18 protein-coding genes are annotated in these 21,563 nt (G+C 54.7%); 7 read left to right on the top strand and 11 right to left on the bottom strand.

Going from position 1 to position 21,563, the window contains the following annotated elements; genetic code table 11:
* Window positions 1-99: 99 nt before the first annotated feature.
* Window positions 100-978: a LysR substrate-binding domain-containing protein gene (locus J1782_RS06635; protein WP_208949963.1), complete on the top strand. Its 879-nt coding sequence runs from the start codon at window positions 100-102 to the stop codon at window positions 976-978.
* 16 nt (window positions 979-994) lie between these two features.
* On the opposite strand, the gene J1782_RS06640 is transcribed toward J1782_RS06635, so the two are convergent.
* The 4 genes from J1782_RS06640 to J1782_RS06655 all read right to left on the bottom strand — a co-directional run bounded on the left by J1782_RS06640 (window position 995) and on the right by J1782_RS06655 (window position 4,618).
* A complete protein-coding gene (locus J1782_RS06640) occupies window positions 995-2,125 on the bottom strand; it encodes an aminotransferase class I/II-fold pyridoxal phosphate-dependent enzyme (RefSeq protein WP_217152694.1) in 1,131 nt (376 codons plus the stop codon).
* Between the two features lie 27 nt (window positions 2,126-2,152).
* Window positions 2,153-2,977 carry an amino acid ABC transporter permease gene (locus tag J1782_RS06645; protein ID WP_152327692.1) on the bottom strand — a complete coding sequence of 275 codons (825 nt, stop codon included), beginning with the start codon at window positions 2,975-2,977 and terminating at the stop codon, window positions 2,153-2,155.
* The gene (locus J1782_RS06650) at window positions 2,977-3,795 is read right to left on the bottom strand and encodes a transporter substrate-binding domain-containing protein (RefSeq protein WP_152327693.1); all 819 of its coding nucleotides are present in this window, start codon (window positions 3,793-3,795) and stop codon (window positions 2,977-2,979) included. The genes J1782_RS06645 and J1782_RS06650 overlap by 1 nt, the downstream gene beginning before the upstream one ends.
* Window positions 3,796-3,958: 163 nt before the next feature.
* Complete coding sequence (locus J1782_RS06655) at window positions 3,959-4,618, bottom strand: DUF1345 domain-containing protein (protein ID WP_152327694.1); 660 nt, start codon at window positions 4,616-4,618, stop codon at window positions 3,959-3,961.
* A gap of 171 nt (window positions 4,619-4,789) precedes the next feature.
* Here J1782_RS06655 and J1782_RS06660 point away from each other — a divergent pair, with 171 nt between their 5' ends.
* A complete protein-coding gene (locus tag J1782_RS06660) occupies window positions 4,790-6,082 on the top strand; it encodes a hypothetical protein (RefSeq protein ID WP_152327695.1) in 1,293 nt (430 codons plus the stop codon).
* Entirely contained in the window at window positions 6,079-6,714 is a 636-nt protein-coding gene (locus tag J1782_RS06665; protein ID WP_208950327.1) for a LysE family transporter, read from the top strand. Before J1782_RS06660 ends, J1782_RS06665 begins: the two co-directional genes overlap by 4 nt.
* Here the strand turns inward: J1782_RS06665 and J1782_RS06670 are convergent.
* Together J1782_RS06670 and J1782_RS06675 are read right to left on the bottom strand one after the other, a co-directional pair.
* A complete protein-coding gene (locus J1782_RS06670; protein ID WP_152327697.1) occupies window positions 6,704-7,513 on the bottom strand; it encodes an AraC family transcriptional regulator in 810 nt (269 codons plus the stop codon). The genes J1782_RS06665 and J1782_RS06670 overlap by 11 nt on opposite strands.
* Window positions 7,514-7,617: 104 nt before the next feature.
* A complete protein-coding gene (locus J1782_RS06675) occupies window positions 7,618-8,586 on the bottom strand; it encodes a sensor domain-containing diguanylate cyclase (RefSeq protein ID WP_165059097.1) in 969 nt (322 codons plus the stop codon).
* 570 nt (window positions 8,587-9,156) lie between these two features.
* Between J1782_RS06675 and J1782_RS06680 the strand changes: the two genes are divergently transcribed.
* A complete protein-coding gene (locus tag J1782_RS06680; protein WP_152327699.1) occupies window positions 9,157-10,518 on the top strand; it encodes an APC family permease in 1,362 nt (453 codons plus the stop codon).
* Window positions 10,519-10,566: 48 nt separating this feature from the next.
* Here the strand turns inward: J1782_RS06680 and J1782_RS06685 are convergent, their stop codons facing one another.
* On the bottom strand, window positions 10,567-10,890 hold the full coding sequence (locus J1782_RS06685; protein WP_152327700.1) for an AzlD domain-containing protein: 324 nt from the start codon (window positions 10,888-10,890) through the stop codon (window positions 10,567-10,569).
* On the bottom strand, window positions 10,887-11,555 hold the full coding sequence (locus J1782_RS06690; RefSeq protein ID WP_217152695.1) for an AzlC family ABC transporter permease: 669 nt from the start codon (window positions 11,553-11,555) through the stop codon (window positions 10,887-10,889). The genes J1782_RS06685 and J1782_RS06690 overlap by 4 nt, the downstream gene beginning before the upstream one ends.
* A gap of 98 nt (window positions 11,556-11,653) precedes the next feature.
* On the opposite strand from J1782_RS06690, the gene J1782_RS06695 reads away from it, so the two are divergent.
* Complete coding sequence (locus tag J1782_RS06695; protein WP_152327702.1) at window positions 11,654-12,202, top strand: helix-turn-helix domain-containing protein; 549 nt, start codon at window positions 11,654-11,656, stop codon at window positions 12,200-12,202.
* A 1-nt stretch (window position 12,203) separates the two neighbouring features.
* On the opposite strand, the gene J1782_RS06700 is transcribed toward J1782_RS06695, so the two are convergent.
* The 3 genes from J1782_RS06700 to J1782_RS06710 are packed head-to-tail and all read right to left on the bottom strand — an operon-like array spanning window position 12,204 to window position 17,333.
* Window positions 12,204-13,169, bottom strand: a complete 966-nt coding sequence (locus tag J1782_RS06700) for an acyltransferase (RefSeq protein WP_165059101.1) — start codon at window positions 13,167-13,169, stop codon at window positions 12,204-12,206.
* Window positions 13,166-16,231 carry an efflux RND transporter permease subunit gene (locus tag J1782_RS06705; RefSeq protein WP_217152696.1) on the bottom strand — a complete coding sequence of 1,022 codons (3,066 nt, stop codon included), beginning with the start codon at window positions 16,229-16,231 and terminating at the stop codon, window positions 13,166-13,168. Before J1782_RS06705 ends, J1782_RS06700 begins: the two co-directional genes overlap by 4 nt.
* A 1-nt stretch (window position 16,232) precedes the next feature.
* Window positions 16,233-17,333 carry an efflux RND transporter periplasmic adaptor subunit gene (locus J1782_RS06710; RefSeq protein ID WP_371819745.1) on the bottom strand — a complete coding sequence of 367 codons (1,101 nt, stop codon included), beginning with the start codon at window positions 17,331-17,333 and terminating at the stop codon, window positions 16,233-16,235.
* Window positions 17,334-17,611: 278 nt separating this feature from the next.
* Between J1782_RS06710 and J1782_RS06715 the strand changes: the two genes are divergently transcribed.
* A complete protein-coding gene (locus tag J1782_RS06715) occupies window positions 17,612-20,320 on the top strand; it encodes a cation-transporting P-type ATPase (RefSeq protein ID WP_217152697.1) in 2,709 nt (902 codons plus the stop codon).
* 130 nt (window positions 20,321-20,450) lie between these two features.
* Complete coding sequence (locus tag J1782_RS06720; RefSeq protein ID WP_165059107.1) at window positions 20,451-21,221, top strand: hypothetical protein; 771 nt, start codon at window positions 20,451-20,453, stop codon at window positions 21,219-21,221.
* Window positions 21,222-21,563 lie beyond the last annotated feature (342 nt).

The raw sequence follows: 21,563 nt of genomic DNA on the forward strand, positions 1-21,563 counted from the left end.
GAGTCGTGACATGGATGATAAAATGTCAGTAATCTTGCGGAAACAGGCTGTGAGTCCGATGATTAAGGACTAAAACGCTCGAATGGCAGGAAGGGTAAAGTGGAAAATCTGAATGGTCTGCTGGCGTTTGTCCGCGCGGCGCAAAGCCAGAGTTTTGCGGCGGCGGCAGAACGCATGGGCATTTCGGCGTCAGCGGTGGGGAAAAGCGTGGCGCGCCTGGAGGAAAAGCTCAACGTGCGGCTGTTTAACCGCAGCACGCGACGCATCAGCCTGACCGATGAAGGGCAGCTTTTTTTCGAACGCTGCCAGAATATCGTCACGCAATTGGAAGAAGCCGAGCAGGAGCTGGTGCGGATTTCCGCCGTACCACGCGGCAAATTGCGCATCACCGCGCCGGCCATCGGTTACCGCATGTTGTTGCCACATTTGCCGGAGTTTCGCGCACGTTATCCTGACGTCGAGCTGGATCTGGATTTCAGCGACCGCATGGTGGACGTCATCGATGAAGGGTTTGATATTGCTATCCGCAGCGGCGAGCTGAACAGTTCGCAGATGATGTCGCGCCGTCTCGGGCCGTTCCGCTTTGCCATCGTCGGCAGCCCCGGTTATTTCGCGCAACACCCGGCTCCGCTGACGCCGGGTGATTTGCGTCATCACGCCTGCCTGCGTTACCGGTTTCCGGGTAACGGACAATGGCAGGAGTGGGAACTGAGCGAAACGCCGGTGGATCTGCCGCTGGCGCTGAGCAGCAATAATCTCGAATCGATACTTCAGGCGGCGGTACAGGGGCTGGGAATGGCGTATGTGCCGGAGTTTATCGTGCGCAATTATCTGGCCTCCGGCGAGCTGATTTCGGTGCTGGACAGCTTTCAGAAAGAGGGCGGCAAGTTCTCGGTAGTCTGGCCGAGCAGCCGCCATATGTTGCCCAAGGTGCGGGTGTTCATTGATTTTCTGACCGAAAAACAGGTACTGGGATAAGCATTTTTTCAGCGGTTTACCGCTTGTCCAGCCATTTACCCATTTCCGCCAGCGCCTGTTCCAGATTTTCGCGGCCAAAGCCAATACGCAGAAAATCTTCCGAAACCGGCGTCAGTTCAGAGGCATAAGTCACCGACGGAATGACCATCACCCCGGTTTCTTCCACCAGTGTGGTGGCGAATGCTTCTGCGCCTTCTGTCCCCAGATAACGCGGAAACGCCAGCACACCGGCCTTCGGCATGGAAAGCCGGAACAGATGCGGATAGCGCGCCAGGAACTCTGCCAGCGCGGCGAGCTGGGTGCGCGAACGCGCCATGACACGCTCAAGGATCGGCGCGCGGGCGTTGAGCGCAATCGTCGTCAGAAACTCGCCGGGCATGGAATTGCAGATCGACAGATACTGCTTCATGCGTTCGAGTTTCAGCATCCACGCGTCATCCTGACACGCCACCCAGCCGATACGCAGGCCGGGCAATCCGTAGGCTTTTGACGTCACATTCAGCGAGATCCCACGTTCGTAAATATCGGCCAGCTGCGGCAGACGATCCGCCGGATCAAACTCCGTCAGGCGGTACACTTCATCGGAGAAAATCCAGATCCCGCGTGCACGGCACATTTCCACCAGATCCGTGAGTTGCTGACGCGAAATCAGCGCACCGGTCGGGTTATGCGGGAAGTTTATCGCCAGCACTTTGGTGTTTTCACGCAGCGCAGCCCGCACTTTTTCCACGTCCAGCGCCCAGTCGTTGTTTTCATCGAGCGCCACGCCGTTGACGGAACAGCGCGACAACGGCACGCTTTCCAGCGACTGATAATTGGGCGTGATCACGACCGCGTGATCGCCTGGTTCGAGCAGCATCTGAAAACTGGCATAAATTGCTTCGTCGGCACCGGCAAAACTGATGACCTGCTGCGGCGTAATGTGCCGGTATGTGGACGCGATGGCTTCAAGAAGTTCAGGCGTTCCGCGCAGCGGCGGGTAATCCAGCACGGTTTGCATGAAAGGCGCGCGGTGCTCTTTTCCCGCCAGTTCAAACAGCGTATCGATGCTCATCGATTCCGGATAAGACGACGACAGCGGAAAACGGACGGCGTGTTCCAGCCGTGAGAGGTAGCTGATTAAACGAAAATCTTCTGGAAAGGACATGGCGTACCCGTTAATAAAATTTAAACATCAGCGGCGCTGGCCCTGCGCAAAACGGCGCTCAAGACGGCTTTGCAGCAGCTCTAAGACAATCGACATAATCCAGTATATCGCAGCCGCGGTCGCCAGCATTTCCATATAACGATAGGTGCTTCGCCCGTAGGATTGCGCGAGAAAATTCAGCTCCCACAGCCCCATCAGCGAGACCAGCGAAGAGTCTTTCAGCATGGAAATAAACATCGACCCGGCGGGCGGAATAATAATGCGCAGCGCCTGAGGTGCGGTGACGTGAACCGCCACCGTCCAGCGCGAAACGCCCAGCGCCAGCGCGGCTTCCTGCTGGCCGCGCGGCACGGAAAGCACGCCGCTGCGGATAGTTTCAGCCAGATACGCGCCATAGTTCATCGACAGCGCAATGATGCCGGAGCTGAGCGCACCGAGCACAATCCCGACCTGCGGCAGCGCCAGATAAATAATTAATACCTGAACCAGCAGCGGCGTACCGCGAAACAACGAGGCATAAAACGTTGCGCAGCCAAACGCCAGCGCGTTTTTGGACATCCGCCCGAGTGCAGTAATCAGGCCAATCAGCAGGCAGAAAAACATCGAGCAGGCGGTGATCATAATGGTCAGCGCCGCGCCCTGAATAAAACCGTCCGGCGACAGACGCAGGCCGAGCAGAAAAGGCAATTTCTGGCTGATCAGGCTCCAGTCCAGCCCCATTTTACTGAAGGTGCCGAGCAGCAGGCTGAGCAGAATCAGCCACGTCAGCCCGGTTTTAAATTTAAACGCGTGCGCGTGGTGCCAGCGTTCCGGCGTTTCCACCTTCGGCTGGCTGTCCGGGATTTGTGGCATCACGGTACCTCGTGCGTAATATCTTCACCCAGCCAGTGCTGGGAAATTTTGGCCAGCGTGCCGTCGTCGCGCAGCGATTTGATGGTGTCTGCGACTTTTTTATCCCACTCTGCGTCGCCTTTGTCCGTCGCCACCCAGTTCGGTTCGGCGTACAGCTCAGTGACAATTTTGAACACCGGTGCGCGTTTGATGCGGGCATTGGCGGTGGCTAAATCAGACACCACGCCGTCGAGTCGCACGCCCGGCCCCAACGCCAGATTCTGGAACGCGACTTCTTCGTCACTCGGGATAACCTGCACGTTATCGAACGGGAAGTTCAGCGGTTTTGCGCCCGGAATCACCAGCGCTTTTTGCAGGTACGTTTCATAGGTTGAACCGATGCCGACGCCGATTTTCTTATTGCTCAGATCCGCAGCGGATTTAATGCGGTCATCTTTCTTATTCACCACCAAAACCGCCGGAGAGTTGTAGTACGGCGTCGGGAAATCCAGCACTTTGGCGCGTTCGGTGTTTGGCGTCATCGAGCAGATACAGGTATCCCAGCGCCCCTGCCATTTACCGCCGACAATGGTTTCCCAGCCCGGCGCAATAATTTCCAGCTTCACGCCCATGCGCTGTGCCACGGCTTTGGCGACATCCACGTCAAAACCCGCCAGCTGATTATTGTCATCAATAAAGCCGAAAGGCGGATAGTCATTAACGATGGCATTGCGCAAAACGCCGGTTTTGGTCACGCGATCCAGCGTCGACCCGGCAAAAGTGGTGGCAGAAAACAGCGTGGTGGCCAGCAGGGTCAGGGCAACGAACGAAGTGCGCATAAGCAAAGTTTCCTTAAACGTAACCAAATTGGGAGAATATTGTGAAAACCTACACTAAGTTTTAGACGTATAGAAGTCCAAAATGCGCCTTTTTTGACTTACAGTGAACTCTGCCGAAAATCCCCCGAAATACAGCGTATTACTTCAATCGTTAAGTCAGTAATTAGCTTAGCAATCCCGCGCCGACGTTAATGGAAAACCCGAGAATGGCCAGATTGAAGACGAAGGAAATCACCGACTGCAACAGCGCAATCTGCCGCATATCGGTGGTGCCGGTTGCCACGTCGGCGGTTTGCGACGCCACGGCAATGGTGAAAGAGAAATAGAGAAAATCCCAGTAACCGGGTTCGTCGGGTTTTTCAGGGAAAATCATTGGCGTGCAGTCTTTGCTGCGCCGCAGATAGTGATGATGCGCGTAATGCATGGCGAACGACGTGGGCAGCAGCGCCCAGGAAGCAATCAGCGTGGTGGCGGTCAGCAGAATGTGCAGCGCCCGAGCGGTGCCGGTCAGATCTTTCAGTGACCCCAGTTCCATCAGGATCGCCAGAATGCTCACCAGACAGGTCAGCGTCACCAGCGTCAGCACGATGCTGGCACTTTCATCCTGCGTTTTGGCGATGTGCGGAATGTCTTTCGGCTCTGTGCGCAACATCCGCAGCCACAGGAAAAACAGGTACAGCCATGCCAGCACATTCCAGCCAATCATCAGGCGCTGCAACGTCCCCAGATGCGCGGGAAGAGCAAAAAAACAAATCAGTCCGGCAATGATAGAAATCACCAGCCGGGAACGGGCGTGCAGGTAGTGACGAAGGGAAAGACTCATGATGTTAGGCGCTTAGCGAAAAAGGGATGGATACGTTAAGGGTAGACGCAGATGGCAGGCTTGTATTGGTGGCGGTTTTCACTTCCTTGCGTCTGCGCAATTTCTTCCAATACCCGGTTTCGCGGGAGTGATTTAGTAGGTTGTCTCTATTGCGCTTAAGGGTTTGAAATCATGTTTACAACCTCATTTTGGCCAGCCGCGGCGGCATATCAGGTTTCAATGATGGATCTGGATGCCCCGGAAAATTTAAGTCCTAAAGCTCTGCAAACTATTCACTACTGCCTGCGTCTCACGGAAGCCATTAATCAGCTGGAAGCCGCCTGCGAAAGCCGTTTGCTGGATGCGCTGCGCGAGGAAATGTCGATCCAGTGTTTCCGTCTTGCCCCGATGTTTGATGACCCTGATACCCGCCGCGGGCTGTTTTTGCGCGCGGAAGTACTGGCGGACGACAGCTGCGGGAAAACCGTGCTGCCGCAAATCGCCGGGCTGAATGAACAGCAGCTGGTGCTGGGCATCGGCAATACCTCGACGTGGGTCGGAAAATCCAAACAGAGTTTTTATTCGTCGTGGTTTGGCGAACCCGCACCGATGTTGCAGGAAATCTCCGACGTGATGGACGATTTATTCCCTGAAAGTTTGCTGTATCTGCAAAAGGAAATTGCCGGTGATTTGCTGGCGATGCCGGGCTGCGCGTACAAAATTATCAACCTGTTTGGCATTGCCGGTGAAGCCAATACCTATCCGAAACATTTCGCCTATTTCTTCCCGGAGGATGAAGGGCTGAAGTATTCGCCGGTCAAGCGCACCGTGGTTTTCGCCAACACTTACCTGCAATTATTCGAACTGTTTTCGCGCACCGAAGCGGCAAAAATGGGCTGGCCGGAAGACCGGTTGCCGGACAGCCGCGTGTGCCAGCGTTATCTGATTGCGTGGTTCCGCGGGCACGACCTGGGACATTCGCTGGTGCGCAACGAGAACGTCTTCCCGAAACTCAGCAAGATTGATCGCTGGGGATCGATGATGGTGCAGGAAGCGCTGGCCGATCAGTTTGGCCTGCTGATGTGCCTCACGCCGCAGGTGGCCGACGGTCTGCAACTCGACCGCACCGTGCTGGCGCGGATCTACTTCCTCGAAATGCTTCGCTATCTTCGCCGCGGGCCGTCGAGCTATCCAGACGCCGGTGCGGCCTGGATCCAGTTCAACTACCTGCGTGAACATGGCTGCATCGGGCTGACCGAGAACTCTGTCGACTTCCACCCGGATCTTTTCTTTACCCAGATGGCGGATCTTACCCGGCTGATGAGCGAAGAGTTGCTGGGCGGCGACGCGGAACGGGCAAAAAATTTCATGCTGGAACGTTGTCCGCACACCAATCCGGAGGATGTCGATGTGCTGATGGCGCGTCTGGGCACCACCAATGACATGATTGAATACAACCAGTTAATTAAGAGAGTTCCGTTATGATGCCGTTTTCAAATGGATTTTTGCTCAGCCTGTCGCTGTGTCTGGACATCGGGATTGCCAATATCGCCATGATTACGCTGGCGATGCAACGCGGCTATTTTCACGGATTCTGGCTGGGCATTGGCACCTGCATTGGCGACCTGATTTACGCCGTGCTGGCGCTGGCAGGGATGACGCTGTTACTGCAATACCAGAGCGTCCGCTGGGTTTTGTGGGTCGGCGGCTCGCTGATGCTGATGTGGTTTACCTACAAAATGATCCGCGCGGCGCTGGCTCCGGCCAGCGATCTGAGCTCCGGCGACAACGCGCAACCGCGTTCGGTTGTCCGCAACTTCGGTCGTGGCGTGTTGCTGGCGATGTCCTCTCCGACGGCGATCCTGTGGTTTGCCGCCGTCGGCGGGGCACTGATTTCCCGCATGGGGCAGGGCGGCACAGTGGAAGCGTCGTGGTTCCTGACCGGATTCTTTATCGCCGGTGTGTTCTGGACGATCGTGCTGTGCTGCGTCGGCAGTTGGGGCGGAAAAATGCTCGGCACCAAAATGCTGAAATACTCTTACGTGGCGTCAGCGGCGATATTCTCGTACTTCGCGCTGTACGTGGTGATCACCGGCTACCGCGAATTTATCGTATAGCCGCGTGGCTGTGCGAGGCGTTGAGCGACAGCGAATAAAGGTGGGGCGTGATCCCCATCATTTTGCGGAACGTATTGATGAAGTGGCTTTGATCGTAAAAGCCCAGGCGGATTGCCACGTCCAGCGCGTTATTGTTTTTGCGCAGCTGGTTGCGGGCTTCGAGCAGCCGCAGCTGCATATGGTATTGCAGCGGCGGCATGCCGATATGCTGACGGAAAAGCCGGACAAAATGGAATTTACTCAGCCCGCTGATTTGGGCCAGCGTATCGAGATGTATTTTCCGCGTCAGATGGTCGCGCATAAAATCCAGCGCCAGTGTGATGGGGCGCAGCGACTGCTCCTGCTCTTTCGCCGGTTCTTCCAGCAGCGCGCCCAGCAGCCACAGCAGATTCTGCTCCTGGTCTTCATCATTGAGCGTGCGTTTGTAATGGCACAGTGCGGAAAACAGCGCGGGATTACTCAGAACGCCTTCGGCCAGGACCGGCGCGTGATGGTCTGAACGCAGATTGTGATCGACCGACACCTGACGCAGCAACGCTTGGGGAATATGCACGCTGAGGAATTCGACCTTTTCATCGCCGAATAACGAGGACTGCACCGTCGACGGGTTATAAATCGTGATATCGCCGCCGCGCACCAGCGCGGTTTTGCCGTGCAGCCAGATTTCTTCCGTGCCGGTGAGATTGGCGCTGATGACGTATTCGTCGTGAGTATGACGCGGAAATGACGAATTACTCGCGGTCAGATGCGAGCATTCAATGTCGTTAGCTATCGTCCATTCAGAAATAGAAAGAGACACATCACCCCCATAAATCATTGCTGAGCGAAAAAAAACAAACTAACCCTTTTTCTTATGCAAAATTTATAGCACAAACTTTTAACACTGAAAGCGAGGAAAATTCATCACGCACGGAGGGGAAAAACCTCCGACCCAAGCATGACGCCATTCTTTCCGTGATGCTTTATCGCATACATCGCCCGGTCGGCGAGCAGCAGCGCTTCGCTGAAATCATCGCTGCCGTTCACTTCATCAATCCCTATTGACGCGCCAATCTGCGCATTGCCGTTATCCAGCTCAAAGGGGATGATCGCCGCATTCAGACAAGCCTGCGCTACGCGTTTAATCACCGGATTGTTCAGCGAATACGGCATCAGTAGCACAAATTCATCACCGCCCAGCCGCCCCGGAATTACACCCGGCGGGCACGCTTCCTGAAAACGCTGGCTAAGCCGCATCAGAACTTCATCTCCGCTGCGGTGGCCGAGCGTATCATTCACATGCTTAAAATCATCCAGATCGATAAATGCCACACACAACGGGCCGGCATTTTTCAGTGCTGCAAAATGATGCTGTAACGCATGACGGTTTGCCAGCCCGGTCAGCGGATCATGGTTTGCCAGCGTCGCCAGCTGCTGCTCGTAATTCTTCTCTTTGGTCATATCGATGTGGGTGCCCGTCACTTTCAGCGGGCGTCCGGCATCGTCCCGTTCGGTGACGCGGCCACGATCGAGCACCCAGGTAATGGTGCCATTTTTCGCCTGCATCCGGTGCAGCGCCTCATAAAACGGCGTCTTGCCTTCCAGATGATTGTAAAAAGCCGACAGCACATCGTCCCGGTCGTCCGGGTGTAAATGCTCGCGCCAGACTTCAAAACGCGCGCTCAGCTCTTTCGGCTGATAACCCAGCATTGATCCCCAGCGGCGGTTGTAAATCACCAGTTTTCCGCTGGGCACGTCAAGCTGCCACAAACACAAACCGGTTCCATCCAGCGCGGCACTCAGCTTGTTGCGGGCGTCGTGCGCGATGCGTTTTAGCCGGGCATTGTGCTTCTTCAGGTTCTGGAGTTGTTGTAAAAGTGAGGAATCAGACATTTCTTATTTTATGAGCAAATAATCTTCATTCTTGCCACGGACCCTGATTTTGTAAACATCAGGTGTGAAAAAGACGTCAGAGGAGCGGATTTTCGGAATTTGCCCATAAGTGCAACCGGGAAGGGACAACGGCGTTTCGGGGCGATAAATGTTAAATAAGAGGCGCACTCGTTATTTTTAAACATGGGTTGTCGATATATCTCCGGATGCAATAACGGCGTGTTTAATTATTTTCACATTATAAAAACATTTCATTCCACCCCTTCGAAAGCGCTTTGACAATACGTGCCGGTTTTGGCGGATTATTTTATTTATTGCCTTTGTTTATCCTGAGCAGCCTTGTCAATTCGATACTTAATCAGGCAAAATATGCGGCCCGCAAAACGGGCTGATTCACTCTTTCTTCATTAACGAAATCATTCTTCGTACAAGAAAACATTCAAAAACCAGAGGCCGGGCTTAGTACCGGATAGATATTTACTTTCAGAAATCGACAGTCTTGTCGCAAGGAAACATAAATGGTGCACCACTCTTTTTATGTGACGTCATCCGTCATGGGAAATTCACATCATGTCGGATAACATCGCAACAGGTACCCCTTCCCGCGTGGAACTGCGTAAAAGCCTTACGCTGATTCCGGTTGTCATGATAGGCCTGGCCTATATGCAACCCATGACCTTGTTCGATACGTTCGGTATTGTCTCCGGCCTGACCGACGGCCATGTGCCGACGGCCTATGCCTTCGCGCTGATCGCTGTTTTATTTACGGCGCTGAGCTACGGCAAACTGGTGCGCCGCTATCCTTCTGCGGGCTCCGCTTATACGTACGCGCAAAAAGCGATTCATCCGGTTGTCGGCTTTATGGTGGGCTGGTCGTCGCTGCTCGATTACCTTTTCGCGCCGATGATTAATATCCTGCTGGCGAAAATCTATTTCGAAGCGCTGGTGCCTTCCGTGCCGTCGTGGATATTTGTCATTGTGCTGGTCGGCTTTATGACGCTGTCGAATTTACGCAGCATCAAAACCGTCGCCAATATTAATACGCTGGTCGTCGTCTTGCAGATTGTGCTGATTGTTGTGATTACCGGCATGGTGATTTACGGCGTTAACCACGGCACCGGTTACGGCACGCTGGCCAGTTCGAAACCGTTCTGGGGCGAAAATACCCATACTGTGCCGCTGATTACCGGCGCCACCATTCTGTGCTTCTCGTTCACCGGCTTTGACGGCATCAGTAATTTGTCGGAAGAAACGAAAGACGCCGAACGCGTGATTCCGCGGGCGATTTTCCTGACGGCGTTAATTGGCGGTGCCATCTTTATCTGCGCAACCTATTTCCTGCAACTGTATTTCCCGGATATTTCCAGCTTCAAAAACCCGGATGCTTCTCAGCCTGAAATCATGTTGCAGGTTGCCGGACGCGCTTTCCAGTTCGGCGCACTGATTTTCTCCAGCATCACGGTTCTGGCTTCCGGCATGGCGGCGCACGCGGGCGTTTCACGCCTGATGTACGTCATGGGCCGCGACGGCGTATTCCCAAAACGTTTCTTCGGCTACATTCACCCGAAATGGCGTACGCCGTCTTTCAACGTGTTGCTGGTTGGCGCGATTGCCCTGATGGCGATTAACTTCGATCTGGTGACTGCGACGGCGCTGATTAACTTCGGTGCGCTGGTGGCATTTACCTTCGTGAACCTGTCTGTGATTTCGCAGTTCTGGATCCGCGAGAAGCGCAACAAAACCTTGCTGGATCACTTCCAGTATCTGCTTTTACCGATGTGCGGCGCGCTGACGGTCGGTGCGTTGTGGGTAAATCTGGAAGAAGGTTCGATGGTGCTGGGGCTGATCTGGGGCGCAGTCGGCTTCATCTATCTGGCCTGCATGACCAAAAGCTTCCGCAATCCGGTACCGCAATACGAAGATGTGGCGTAAAGACTGGTGAATATTGATGGCTCCTGCGGGAGCCATTTTTGTTTGTGTTCAGGCGATCCCCGCCCAGCGCATCAGCGCAGTCACGACCGCCGCCGCGATAATAATGACAATCAGCGGTGCCTTTCGCCACGCTAAAAACAGCGCTACGCCGACGCCTGCTACCCGTGCAAATCCGCCAAAGTGATGGCCTTCAAACAACGCTGACGTGGCCGCAACGGCCAGTAACAGAATCGTGGCGGAGTCCGACAACATTGTTTGTGTTGCCGGTGAAAAATTCAGGCGCGAGCCCAGCCGGTAACCGGCCATGCGCATCGCGAAAGTTCCGGCCGCCAGAACGACGATCCCGGCAATCCATAACGTTTGTTGCGTCATTTTTTGTTTCTCCAGGCCAGTAATCCCAGCAGTGAAAACAGTACCGGCATTCCGGCGGGCACAAAAGGCACGACGGCGACGGAAATCAGTGCGCCGGACGCCGCCGGGATCAGCGTTCTGCGCTTCCTCAGTGCCGGGAAAATCAGCGCCAGCAAAATGGCCGGGAATACGGCATCCAGCCCGATGGCTTTGATATCAGGGATAAACTGCCCGATGTAAGCCCCGGCAATCACGCTGACTGGCCAGAACAGCGCAATGCCCGCGCCGCACAGCCAGTAGGCTTTTTTGCGTTTCTCATGGGTGGGCTGGGAGATGCCAAATACCACGCTTTCATCGTTCATGATGTGGCATCCGAGCCAGCTGAGCGATTTACTGCCCACCAGATCTTTCACGGCGATACCGAACGGCAAATGGCGGGCATTCACCAGTAAACCGGCAGCCGCTGCGGCGAACGGGCTTCCGCCACCGCCGACAATCGCGATAAATAAAAACTCCGAAGCGCCGGCGAGCACCAGCAACGAGAGCATCAGCGGCACCCACAGCGGGAAGCCTCCGGCGACCGCCAGTGAACCGTAAGAAATCCCCACCAGGCCGTCGGCGAGACAGACCAGAAAGATGGCTTTCACCACATCTTTTCCCAGCGGTGAAAAGAAACGTGCTTGCATAATTCAATCCCATAACGAACGAGTATCCATTATAATGAACACTTCCGAATCGTTCTTCAAGTCGAACGATCGTTCGTTATAATGATCAGGGTACCGCAATGTCTCAACCTATCAGCGTTATTTCCAAAGGTCTGGTGCGCGAACGTCAGCGCGCGGGCTTGTCTCTGGCAGAAGTCGCCCGCCGCGCCGGTGTGGCTAAATCGACGCTTTCACAACTCGAAGCCGGTAACGGGAATCCGAGTCTGGAAACGCTGTGGGCGCTGTGCGTGGCGCTGAATATTCCCTTCGCGCGGCTGATGGAACCTGAAGTGAATAAAATGCAGGTGATCCGGCGCGGCGAAGGTCCGTCGGTGGTGGCGGAGCTGGCGGATTACAAAGCGGTGCTTCTGGCGACCTGTCCGCCGGGCGCGCGTCGCGATGTCTATCTGCTGACCACACAGCCGGGCAGCGACCGCGTTTCCAGCCCGCATCCGCAGGGTTCGGTGGAACACATCATCATCACACAGGGGCGTGCGCTGGTCGGGATGGTGGATTCACCGGTCGAGCTGAACGCCGGTGACTATATTTCATATCCGGCTGACGTTGAGCATATTTTCAGAGCACTGGAGCCCGACACCATGGCGGTGCTGGTGTCGGAGCAACGCTAAATCAAAACGTAATCAGCTTTTTCGTCAGATTGCTTTTAAGCAGCAGCATGGATGACGCCACCGAAAGCAGGAACGTCATCAGAATGACCAGCAGTTTGGCGGTCAGGGAATTGATCGGGATCCACTCGATAAGCAGATTGAAGAAGGTGTAGTGCAGGATATAAACGCCGGTCATGGTTTTACCGAGCGAGCTGACCATTTCACTGACCGGCAGCCGCGTGGCGTCCGGTTTTACGCCGTTCGCGGCAATGATAATAAGCAGCACCAGGATATACACCTGCGAGCCGGTCAGAATAAAGCTGTTGCGCTCAACGTTGAATATCGAGAAGAAAAAGTGCTTCTCATAAAACCACGTAAAGGTATAAACAAACGGAATCGCGATGGCGGCGTATTTAGCGATGCGCGGGCGGCTGTAGAGTGTGGAAACCACCGGATCGTAAAGTAACTGGCCGGTCAGATAATAAAGCACCCACGTCCAGATGCGGAATTGCGCGGGCGCGGAGAAGCTTTTACTTTCAGTGAAATAGATCGCCAGCAGATCATAGGCGAAAGAGAAAATCAGCAGCGCGAACACCAGCGATGCCAGGATCACCCGGCGTTTCGCCAGCCATTCCACGACCGGATGAAAGGTGTAGATGATCACCAGCGAAAAGATGAACCACGGCTGGATCAGATAGCCTTTCTGATACGGTCCCCACAGGTAATAAATCGAGAACCAGAAGATAAATATTGTCAGGATCCCGCGTATCTTTTTCATCTGCCATTCCGGCGTGTGCTGGGAATCGGCGTCCATATAACCGGTCACGACAAAAAACAGCGGCGTGGCGATGGTGGAAATAAAAGTCAGAAAGGCCAGGATCTGATCGTAGTTATAATTGTAATTATCGTACGTGTTATAGACGGTGAAAAAGGTCACGGCCGTCAGGCAGCCGAGCGTTTTAATAATGTTCAGTCCCGTTGTGTTCATTGTTGAATTCGTTGTCCTTCACGATGGAAACAGTTGTAAATCACCGGCAGAACCAGAAGCGTCAGCACGGTCGCAAACCCCAGACCGAACATGATAACAACCGCCATGCTCTGGAAAAATACATCAAGTAACAACGGCGCGAGCCCGAGCACGGTGGTAAACGCCGTCAGCAGGATAGGGCGCAGACGTGACGTTGCTGCGTAGATAATCGCTTCTGTCTGGTTTTTCTCTTTCTTCTGCTGGCCAATTTCTTCGACCAGCACGATACCATTGCGGATCAGCATGCCGCTCAGGCTGAGCAGGCCAATCAGCGCCATAAACCCGAACGGAATGCCGGTCAGCAGGAAACCAAACGTCACGCCAATCAGCGCCAGCGGCACGGTCAGCCAGATGGCAATCGCATTTTTCACCGAACTGAACATCAGCACCGTGATGATAAACATCATCAGGAATCCAATCGGCAGCGTGGTGAACAGGCCTTCCTGCGCCTCGGCGGAATTCTCCGCATCGCCGCCCCATTCAATGCTGTAACCGTGGGGCAAGGTCAGTGCCTCAACCTGCGGTTTGATGCGCGCGAGCATATCGCCGGACGTTTCGCCGGTGGCCGCATCGGGGTCGGTCTGCACGGTGAGCATGCGGATACGGTCGCGACGCATGATCAGAGGATCTTCCCATTCCACTTTGAAGTCACTGACCACGTTGCTCAGCGGAATAAACTGCTGGCGCGTCTGGCTCCAGACCATGATGTTCGCCATGTGATCGACATCCAGCCTTTCAGCCGCCGGCGGGCGCAAAACGATGGGCATCAGCGTGGAGCCATCGCGGTAAATCCCGACCGTGCTGCCGCTGAAATTCATCTGTAAAGCGCTGTCGACCTCGCCTTTATCCACGCCCAGTTCACGGCCCAGATACGGGGAAAATACCGGCCTGACCATTTTGCTACGATCCTGCCAGTCGTTGCGCACGCCGTCGGCCGCGCCGTCATCGAGGATGATTTTATCCACCCGGCTGGCAATGCTGCGCAGCGTATCCGGGTCGGAGCCTTTAATGCGGACTTCAATGGCGCTGTCGCCGGACGGCCCGAACATGATGCGTTTGAGCCGCGCATTCACCTCGGGGTAATTTTTCTGGATATCCTGCTCGGTGTGGCGAACCAGCCCGGCGATTTTCCGCTGGTCGTCCATCCGCACCATAATCTGCGCGTAGTTGGAATACTGGCGCTGGCCGTTGTAGGTCAGAATGAAGCGCATCCCGCCCTGACCGACGGTGGTCACGGTGTTTTCCACGCCCTCCTGTTTGCTGATGTTCTGTTCTATTTCGCGGGCGACACGGGCGGTGTAATTGATATCGGTGCCGTAAGGCAGCCAGAGATCGACGAAGAAAATCGGCGTGTTGGAGGACGGAAAAAAGTTCTGCCGCACAAAGCCGAACCCCCAGACGGATGCCGCGAGCAGTGCCGCCAGCGTGACCAGCGTCACCGTCTGGCGCACCAGCAGCGCCGACAGCAAACGCCGGTAAACGCGGAAAATCCAGCCGCTGTACGGGTCGGCCTGTTCATCCGGCTTTTTCTCCGGCACCGGCATATTGGCAAACGCCCATTTGACCAGCACCGGCGTGAGCGTCAGCGCCGTTACCCAGCTGAGCATCAGCGAAATCAGCAATACCTGGAACAGCGATTTACAGTATTCGCCGGTCGAATCCTGGGACAGACCGATAGGTGCAAACGCCAGAATGGCGATGACCGTCGCGCCCAGCAACGGCAGGGCGGAGCGTTTGATAATGCGTGAAATTGCACTCATCAGCGGATTGCCCTGCTGTCGGGAAATCAGTACGCCTTCCACGACCACAATCGCGTTATCCACCAGCATACTCAGGGCGATGATCAGCGCGCCGAGCGAAATGCGCTGAAGCTCGATGCCAAATAAATACATAATCAGCAACGTGCCGAGCACGTTCAGCGCCAGCGACACGGCGATGATAATCCCGCTGCGTAAACCCATAAAAATCAGCAAGACGCCGACCACAATCGCCAGCGCCATCAGGAAGTTAATGATGAAACCGTCGACGGATTTCTTCACTTCCGCAGCCTGATCGTAGAAGACTTTAAGCTCGATCCCTGCCGGTTTGTCGGCGCTGAGCTGGTTCATTCTGGCTTCGATAGCGTGGCCGATATTCATGACATTCACGCCGGGAATATAAGAGACGCCAATGGTCAGCGCATTGCGGCCATTGGCGTGGTAAATATTGCCGGGATGATCCGTCACGCCCTGCGAAACCGTAGCGATATCGCGCAGATAAATACTGTGCGTGGAACCGGCCGGGCTGATGAGCACATTATTGAGTTCATCGATATTCTGAAAGCCGCCGGTCGGATGCAGACGGATGGATTCACTTCCCACCGTCATGCTGCCCGCGTCGGAAACCATATTCTGCCGGTTCAGCACATCGGCCAGACGCGCCAGCGTGACGCCGTAAGCCGCCATTTTCGCCCGCGAAATCTCGATGTAAACCTGCTCAGGAATGACGCCGCCAATCGCGACTTTGCCCACGCCGGGCACCAGAACCAGTTGCCTGCGAAGCTGTTCGGCATAGGCGCGCAGTTCGGGGTTGGTAAAACTGTCTCCGTAGATCGAGAAAAAATAGCCGTACACGTCGCCGAAATCATCGTTAACGAACGGCGGACTGACGCCGGGCGGGAATTGCAGCGTCGCGTCATTCACCCGGCGGCGCAGTTCATCCCAGATTTGCGGCAGTTCGGAAGAGTGATAGCGGGCATCGATATTCACGGTAATTTGCGACAAACCGACGGCAGAAATCGACGTGATGTTATCGACGTAAGGCAGGCGTTGAAGCGCGTTTTCCAGCGGCAGCGTGACTTCTTCTTCCACCTGTTGCGAGGATGCGCCCGGATACTGAACGGAAACCACCGCCGTTTTAATGGTAAACGCCGGATCTTCCAGCCGCCCGATGTTGAACAATGCAATTAATCCGCCCACGCCGAGCAGCATGATCACCAGCCAGACGCGCGTCGGATTGCTGATAAAACTCTCGTTGATCCCCATATTACAGGCCCCGTTCCCGTGTCCAGATGCGAACGGGTTGCTGCGCATGTAATTCACCGACACCGGCGGCGACAATGCGGTCGCCCTGTTTCAAACCGGCCGTAATTTCAATGCCCTGCGAGGTGAGTTTACCGACGGTGACTTTGCGATCTTCAACGTGCAGGGTGTCGCCTTCTCCGGCGATCACCCAGACGTGCGGGTTGTTGCGCTGCGTGTTGTCGGGGTTAAACACGGCTTCAACCGGGATCACCAGCGTGGAGTCCGGCGTGGCCGTGGCGAGATTGGCCGGGTTCACCGTGACAGTGCCGCTCAGTCCTGCCACCGCCGGGAAGTTTTCCGGGCGCGGCATGGTCAGCGTCACCTGCCAGGTCAGCGTGTTGGCTTCGCTGCTGGCGGTGTGCTCTTTATAAGTCGCGGTGAATTCGCGGTCGGGAAGGGTGTTGATGCGCACCCGCGGACGGTAATCGGCGTTACGCATATCAAGGCTGGTGAAGAGGTTTTCCGGCACGCTGAAAATAACGTCCAGCACATCGGAACGGCTGAGCGTCGCCACCGGCTGACCGGCGGAAATCACCTGATGATTACGCACATTCAGCCGGGCAATGACGCCGCTGAACGGTGCCACCAGATTGAGATCATTGAGTTCTTCCTGTGCGATTTTCAGCGCCGCTGCCGCAGAATCCCGGCTGGCTTTATGCACTTCAAGTTCAGCCTGAGAAACGACATGGCGACGGGCGAGGGTCTGATAACGTTCGAACTGGCGCTGAGCGAGTGTCGCGGCGCTGCGGCGATCGTTGAGCCGCTGGCGGGCGTCATTGTTGGTGAGGCGGGCGAGAACTTGCCCCTGTTTCACGGCTTCGCCTTCGCGGACGTCAAGCGTCTGCAACTGACCGGCGCGCTTAAAGGCAATGTCGGTGTTATCGCCTGCGAGAATACGGGCCGGAAAAACGCGGGTACTTAGCGGGCTGGCCGCTTCGGCGGTGGCGATTTTTACCTGACGGGGGGGCGCGGGCGCGTCCGCCGTTTTCTGGTCGCAGGCGCTTAACATTAAAGCGAGGGCCAGAACGAGAGAGAAACGGATCTTCAAAATACTTCCCCTCATGCAACTACACGCGAAATTAATAAATCCCGGCAGAATATATAAGGACTCTTGATAAACCGGATTCGGTATATTCTGCCTTCGATGTATCCCCATTGAAACTGTGCAGTGACTTATTGTTTTTCTTTAATAATTTGTTTTTTCAGGCAACCCGTTAACACTATTTAACACGGTATATTATAGTTTATACAGCTTTAGGTATCTTGCCAGAATTAACACGACAATTAATTCATTATCCGCTTCATTCATGAACCATTTCAGGGGTCAAGGAGTCAGGCATCATGAATAATCCAGCACCAGTTTCCGGGGATAAAACATCGGAAAAATTGTGGTATCAGCACACAGTAGAAGAGAGCCTGGCCGGGCTGCAATCCGGGCCAGCCGGGCTGACACCCGAAGAAGCCAAAAACAAACTGCAACATTACGGCCCTAACGTTCTGCCACAAAAAGAAGGTAAGTCTTTATTTATTAAGTTTATCTCTCACTTTAAAGATATCCTGATTTATATATTACTGGCGGCGGGCGTGGTCACCGCAATAATGGGGCACTGGGTCGATACGCTGGTGATATTAGCGGTGGCAGTTATTAATGCCCTAATCGGCTTCATCCAGGAAAATAACGCTGAAAAATCATTGAAGAGCATCCAGAATATGCTCTCCAGTGAGGCTGTCGTATTACGCGGTGGACAACAGGTTACCGTGGGAACCGACGAAATCGTGCCGGGGGATATTGTTCTGTTACGCCCCGGCGACAAAATTCCTGCCGATTTACGCCTGATTGACGTGCATAACCTGCGCGTTGAAGAGGCGATTCTGACCGGTGAATCCACCGTCGTCTCGAAAAAAACCGATTCGCTGGAAGGCGAGAAATCCATCGGCGACCGCAAAAACCTCGCGTTCTCGGGAACGACCGTCAGCTCCGGTACTGCCAGCGGCGTGGTGTTTGCCACCGGTGGCCAGACGGAACTCGGCCACATCAATGAAATGCTTTCCTCGATTGAAGACAATAAAACGCCGCTGCTGGTGCAGATAGATAAACTGGGTAAATCCATTTTTATCATCATTCTGTTCATGATGGTGGCGCTGCTGATCTTCGGTTTCCTGCTGCGCGATATTCCGTTTGGCGAGCTGCTGCTCTCGGTCATCAGCCTGGCCGTGGCCGCCGTTCCTGAAGGGCTGCCGGCAATTATTTCGATCATCTTGTCGCTTGGCGTGCAGGCGATGGCGCGTTCGAAAGCCATTATCCGCAAGCTGCCGACGGTCGAAACGCTCGGCGCGATGTCAGTGATTTGTTCGGATAAAACCGGCACGCTGACCATGAATGAAATGACCGTAAAAGCGGTGATTCTGGCGGATAACGTCTGGACCGTCGAAGGCAACAGCTACGAGCCGATGGGCAGTTTTTCTCTTGCCGGTTCGGCAGCACAGGTGCCGCCAGACTCGTCGCCGCTGCTGACGCAGTTTCTACGCACGGTCGATATCTGTAACGACAGTACGTTAAAACAGGACGCGCAGGGCCACTGGGGCATTACCGGCGGGCCGACGGAAGGCGCGCTGAAAGTGCTGGCTGCGAAGGCGCATTTACCGGAATTGCCGTTTAACCTGAGCAGCAAAATTCCGTTCGATTCGCTCTACAAATACATGGCGGTGGCGGGCGATAAAAACGGGGAGGCGCAGATTATGCTCACCGGCGCACCGGATGTTTTGCTGAAACTTTGTCAGTACCAGCAGACGCCGGAAGGTGCCGTTCCGTTAGATCATGCGTACTGGGAATCAGCAATTACCCGATACGCCAGCGAAGGTTTGCGTATGGTGGCGGCGGCCTGGAAGCCGGTAGATCAGCCGGTGACGGCGCTCGATCACCCGGAACTCAGCCACGGCATGGTGCTGATAGGCATTGCAGGCATGATGGATCCGCCGCGTCCGGAAGCGATTGTGGCGATCGGGGAATGTCAGCAGGCGGGGATCCGCGTCAAGATGATCACCGGCGACCATCAGGAAACCGCGATGGCGATCGGTAAAATGCTCGGGATCGGCAACAGCGAAAACTCGATCACCGGGTATGAACTTGAGCATATGAATGACGATCAGCTGCGGGTTGCCGCGACGCAGTTTGATATCTTCGCCCGCACCAGCCCGGAACATAAACTGCGGCTGGTAAAAGCGTTGCAGGAAACCGGTGAAATCGTTGGGATGACCGGCGACGGCGTGAACGATGCGCCTGCGCTGAAACAGGCGAACGTCGGGATCGCGATGGGGATCAAAGGGACGGAGGTGACCAAGGAGTCGGCGGACATGATCCTGGTGGATGACAACTTTGCCACCATCGCCAACGCGGTCAGGGAAGGGCGCCGGGTTTATGACAACCTGAAAAAAACCATTCTCTTTATTATGCCGACCAACCTGGCGCAAGGGTTGCTGATTATTATCGCCATTCTGATGGGTAATTTTCTGCCGTTAACGCCGGTACAAATTCTCTGGATGAACATGGCAACCTCAGCCACGCTGTCATTCGGGCTGGCGTTTGAAGAGGCGGAAAGCCGCGTGATGCGCCGTCCGCCACGTAACGTCAGCGCGCATGTAATGGATAAATACGCCATCTGGCGCGTCGCGTTCGTCGGTTTGCTGATTTCCGTCAGCGCCTTTATGCTGGAAGCCTGGCTGCAACCGCGCGGTTATGAACCGGAGTTTATCCGTACCGTGCTCTTGCAGACGCTGGTGACCGCGCAGTGGGTTTACATGATCAACTGTCGCGATTCGGATAACTTCTCCCTCAGCCGCGGGCTGCTGGAAAACAAAGGGATCTGGATTGTCACCGTTGTGCTGTTCGCGCTTCAGGCAATCATTATCTATGTGCCGCTGATGAACACGCTGTTCGGCACGCGTCCGCTGCCGTTTATCTACTGGATCATCGGGCTGCTGATCGGCGTCGCGCTGTTCGTGATTGTCGAGATAGAGAAAGTGCTGACGCGCAGCTGGCGTAAGAGTTAGAGAGAAACCCACATCCTGAACGGCGAAGGTAGCCGTTCAGGTTTTTGGGATTTGTTTGCACGCCCTAAGTTGCCCTTAAGAAACCCGTGAAATACTCGCCTGACTTATCTCCAACTGGGCGGGTTTTACGATGACAAACGTGGCAACGCAGGAAAAAGTTAACTGGGCAAACAAAGTGCCGGAAATTACCCTTTTTTTCTGGCTTATCAAAATGATGTCTACCACGGTGGGTGAAACGGCTGCCGATTTCCTCAACGTGAATCTGAACTTCGGGCTGACTAATACGTCGGTTGTGACCGGCATTTTGCTGGTGATTTCGTTGTTCTTCCAAATCAGAGCCAGACGCTATGTCCCCGCGCTTTACTGGATGTCGGTGTTGCTGATCAGCGTTTTTGGCACACTGCTCACCGATAACCTCACCGACAATTTCAACGTGCCGCTGGCTTTCTCCACCGTGATGTTTGGCGCGCTGCTGATTGTCACGTTCAGCATCTGGTATAAAAACGAAAAAACCTTGTCGATTCATGAGATTGATACAGTCAGACGAGAGCTGTTTTACTGGGCAGCTATTCTCTTCACTTTCGCACTGGGAACCGCTGCGGGTGACTGGGTGGCCGAAGGCATGAATCTGGGATATTCCACTGCCGCTATCGCGTTTGGTGGCCTGATTGTGATTACCGCTTGTGCCCATTATCTGCTGCGGATGAATGCGGTTTTGTGTTTCTGGATTGCCTATGTGCTGACCCGTCCGTTTGGAGCTTCCTGCGGCGACCTGCTGGCTCAGACGCCGGATAACGGCGGCCTCGGATTGGGCACGACCGGAACGAGTTGCCTGTTTCTCGTCGCCATTATTGGCCTGGTGGGTTATCTCACCTTCACTGAAAGGAAAATGGCTCAGTGAAGGCGTGCGTCAGTCCTGAAACCGATTCTTTCCACGAGATTACCGATGCGAATACTGCTGGTTGAAGATGACGTGATGACCGGCGAAGCGGTGCGGATGATTACATTCTTAAACCTTTTGAGATGAGTGAAGTGATGGCGGGCTGGAAAAAATAATACAGGCCGTGTTTTAGCACCGTTAAATCGATTAATTAGCCCGCAAAAAACCCGCCATGAGGCGGGTTTTTTTATGACTGTCCGTCAGCGCATTATTACCGTTCATTCTGCCTGCAGGGGATTTACAGGCGTATTCCTGCGGTCATCTGCCCGAATTTCCACCCTTATTTAGCAATTAATGCCATTG

The organism is Rahnella sp. BCC 1045, assembly GCF_019049615.1.
Classification (GTDB): domain Bacteria; phylum Pseudomonadota; class Gammaproteobacteria; order Enterobacterales; family Enterobacteriaceae; genus Rahnella; species Rahnella contaminans.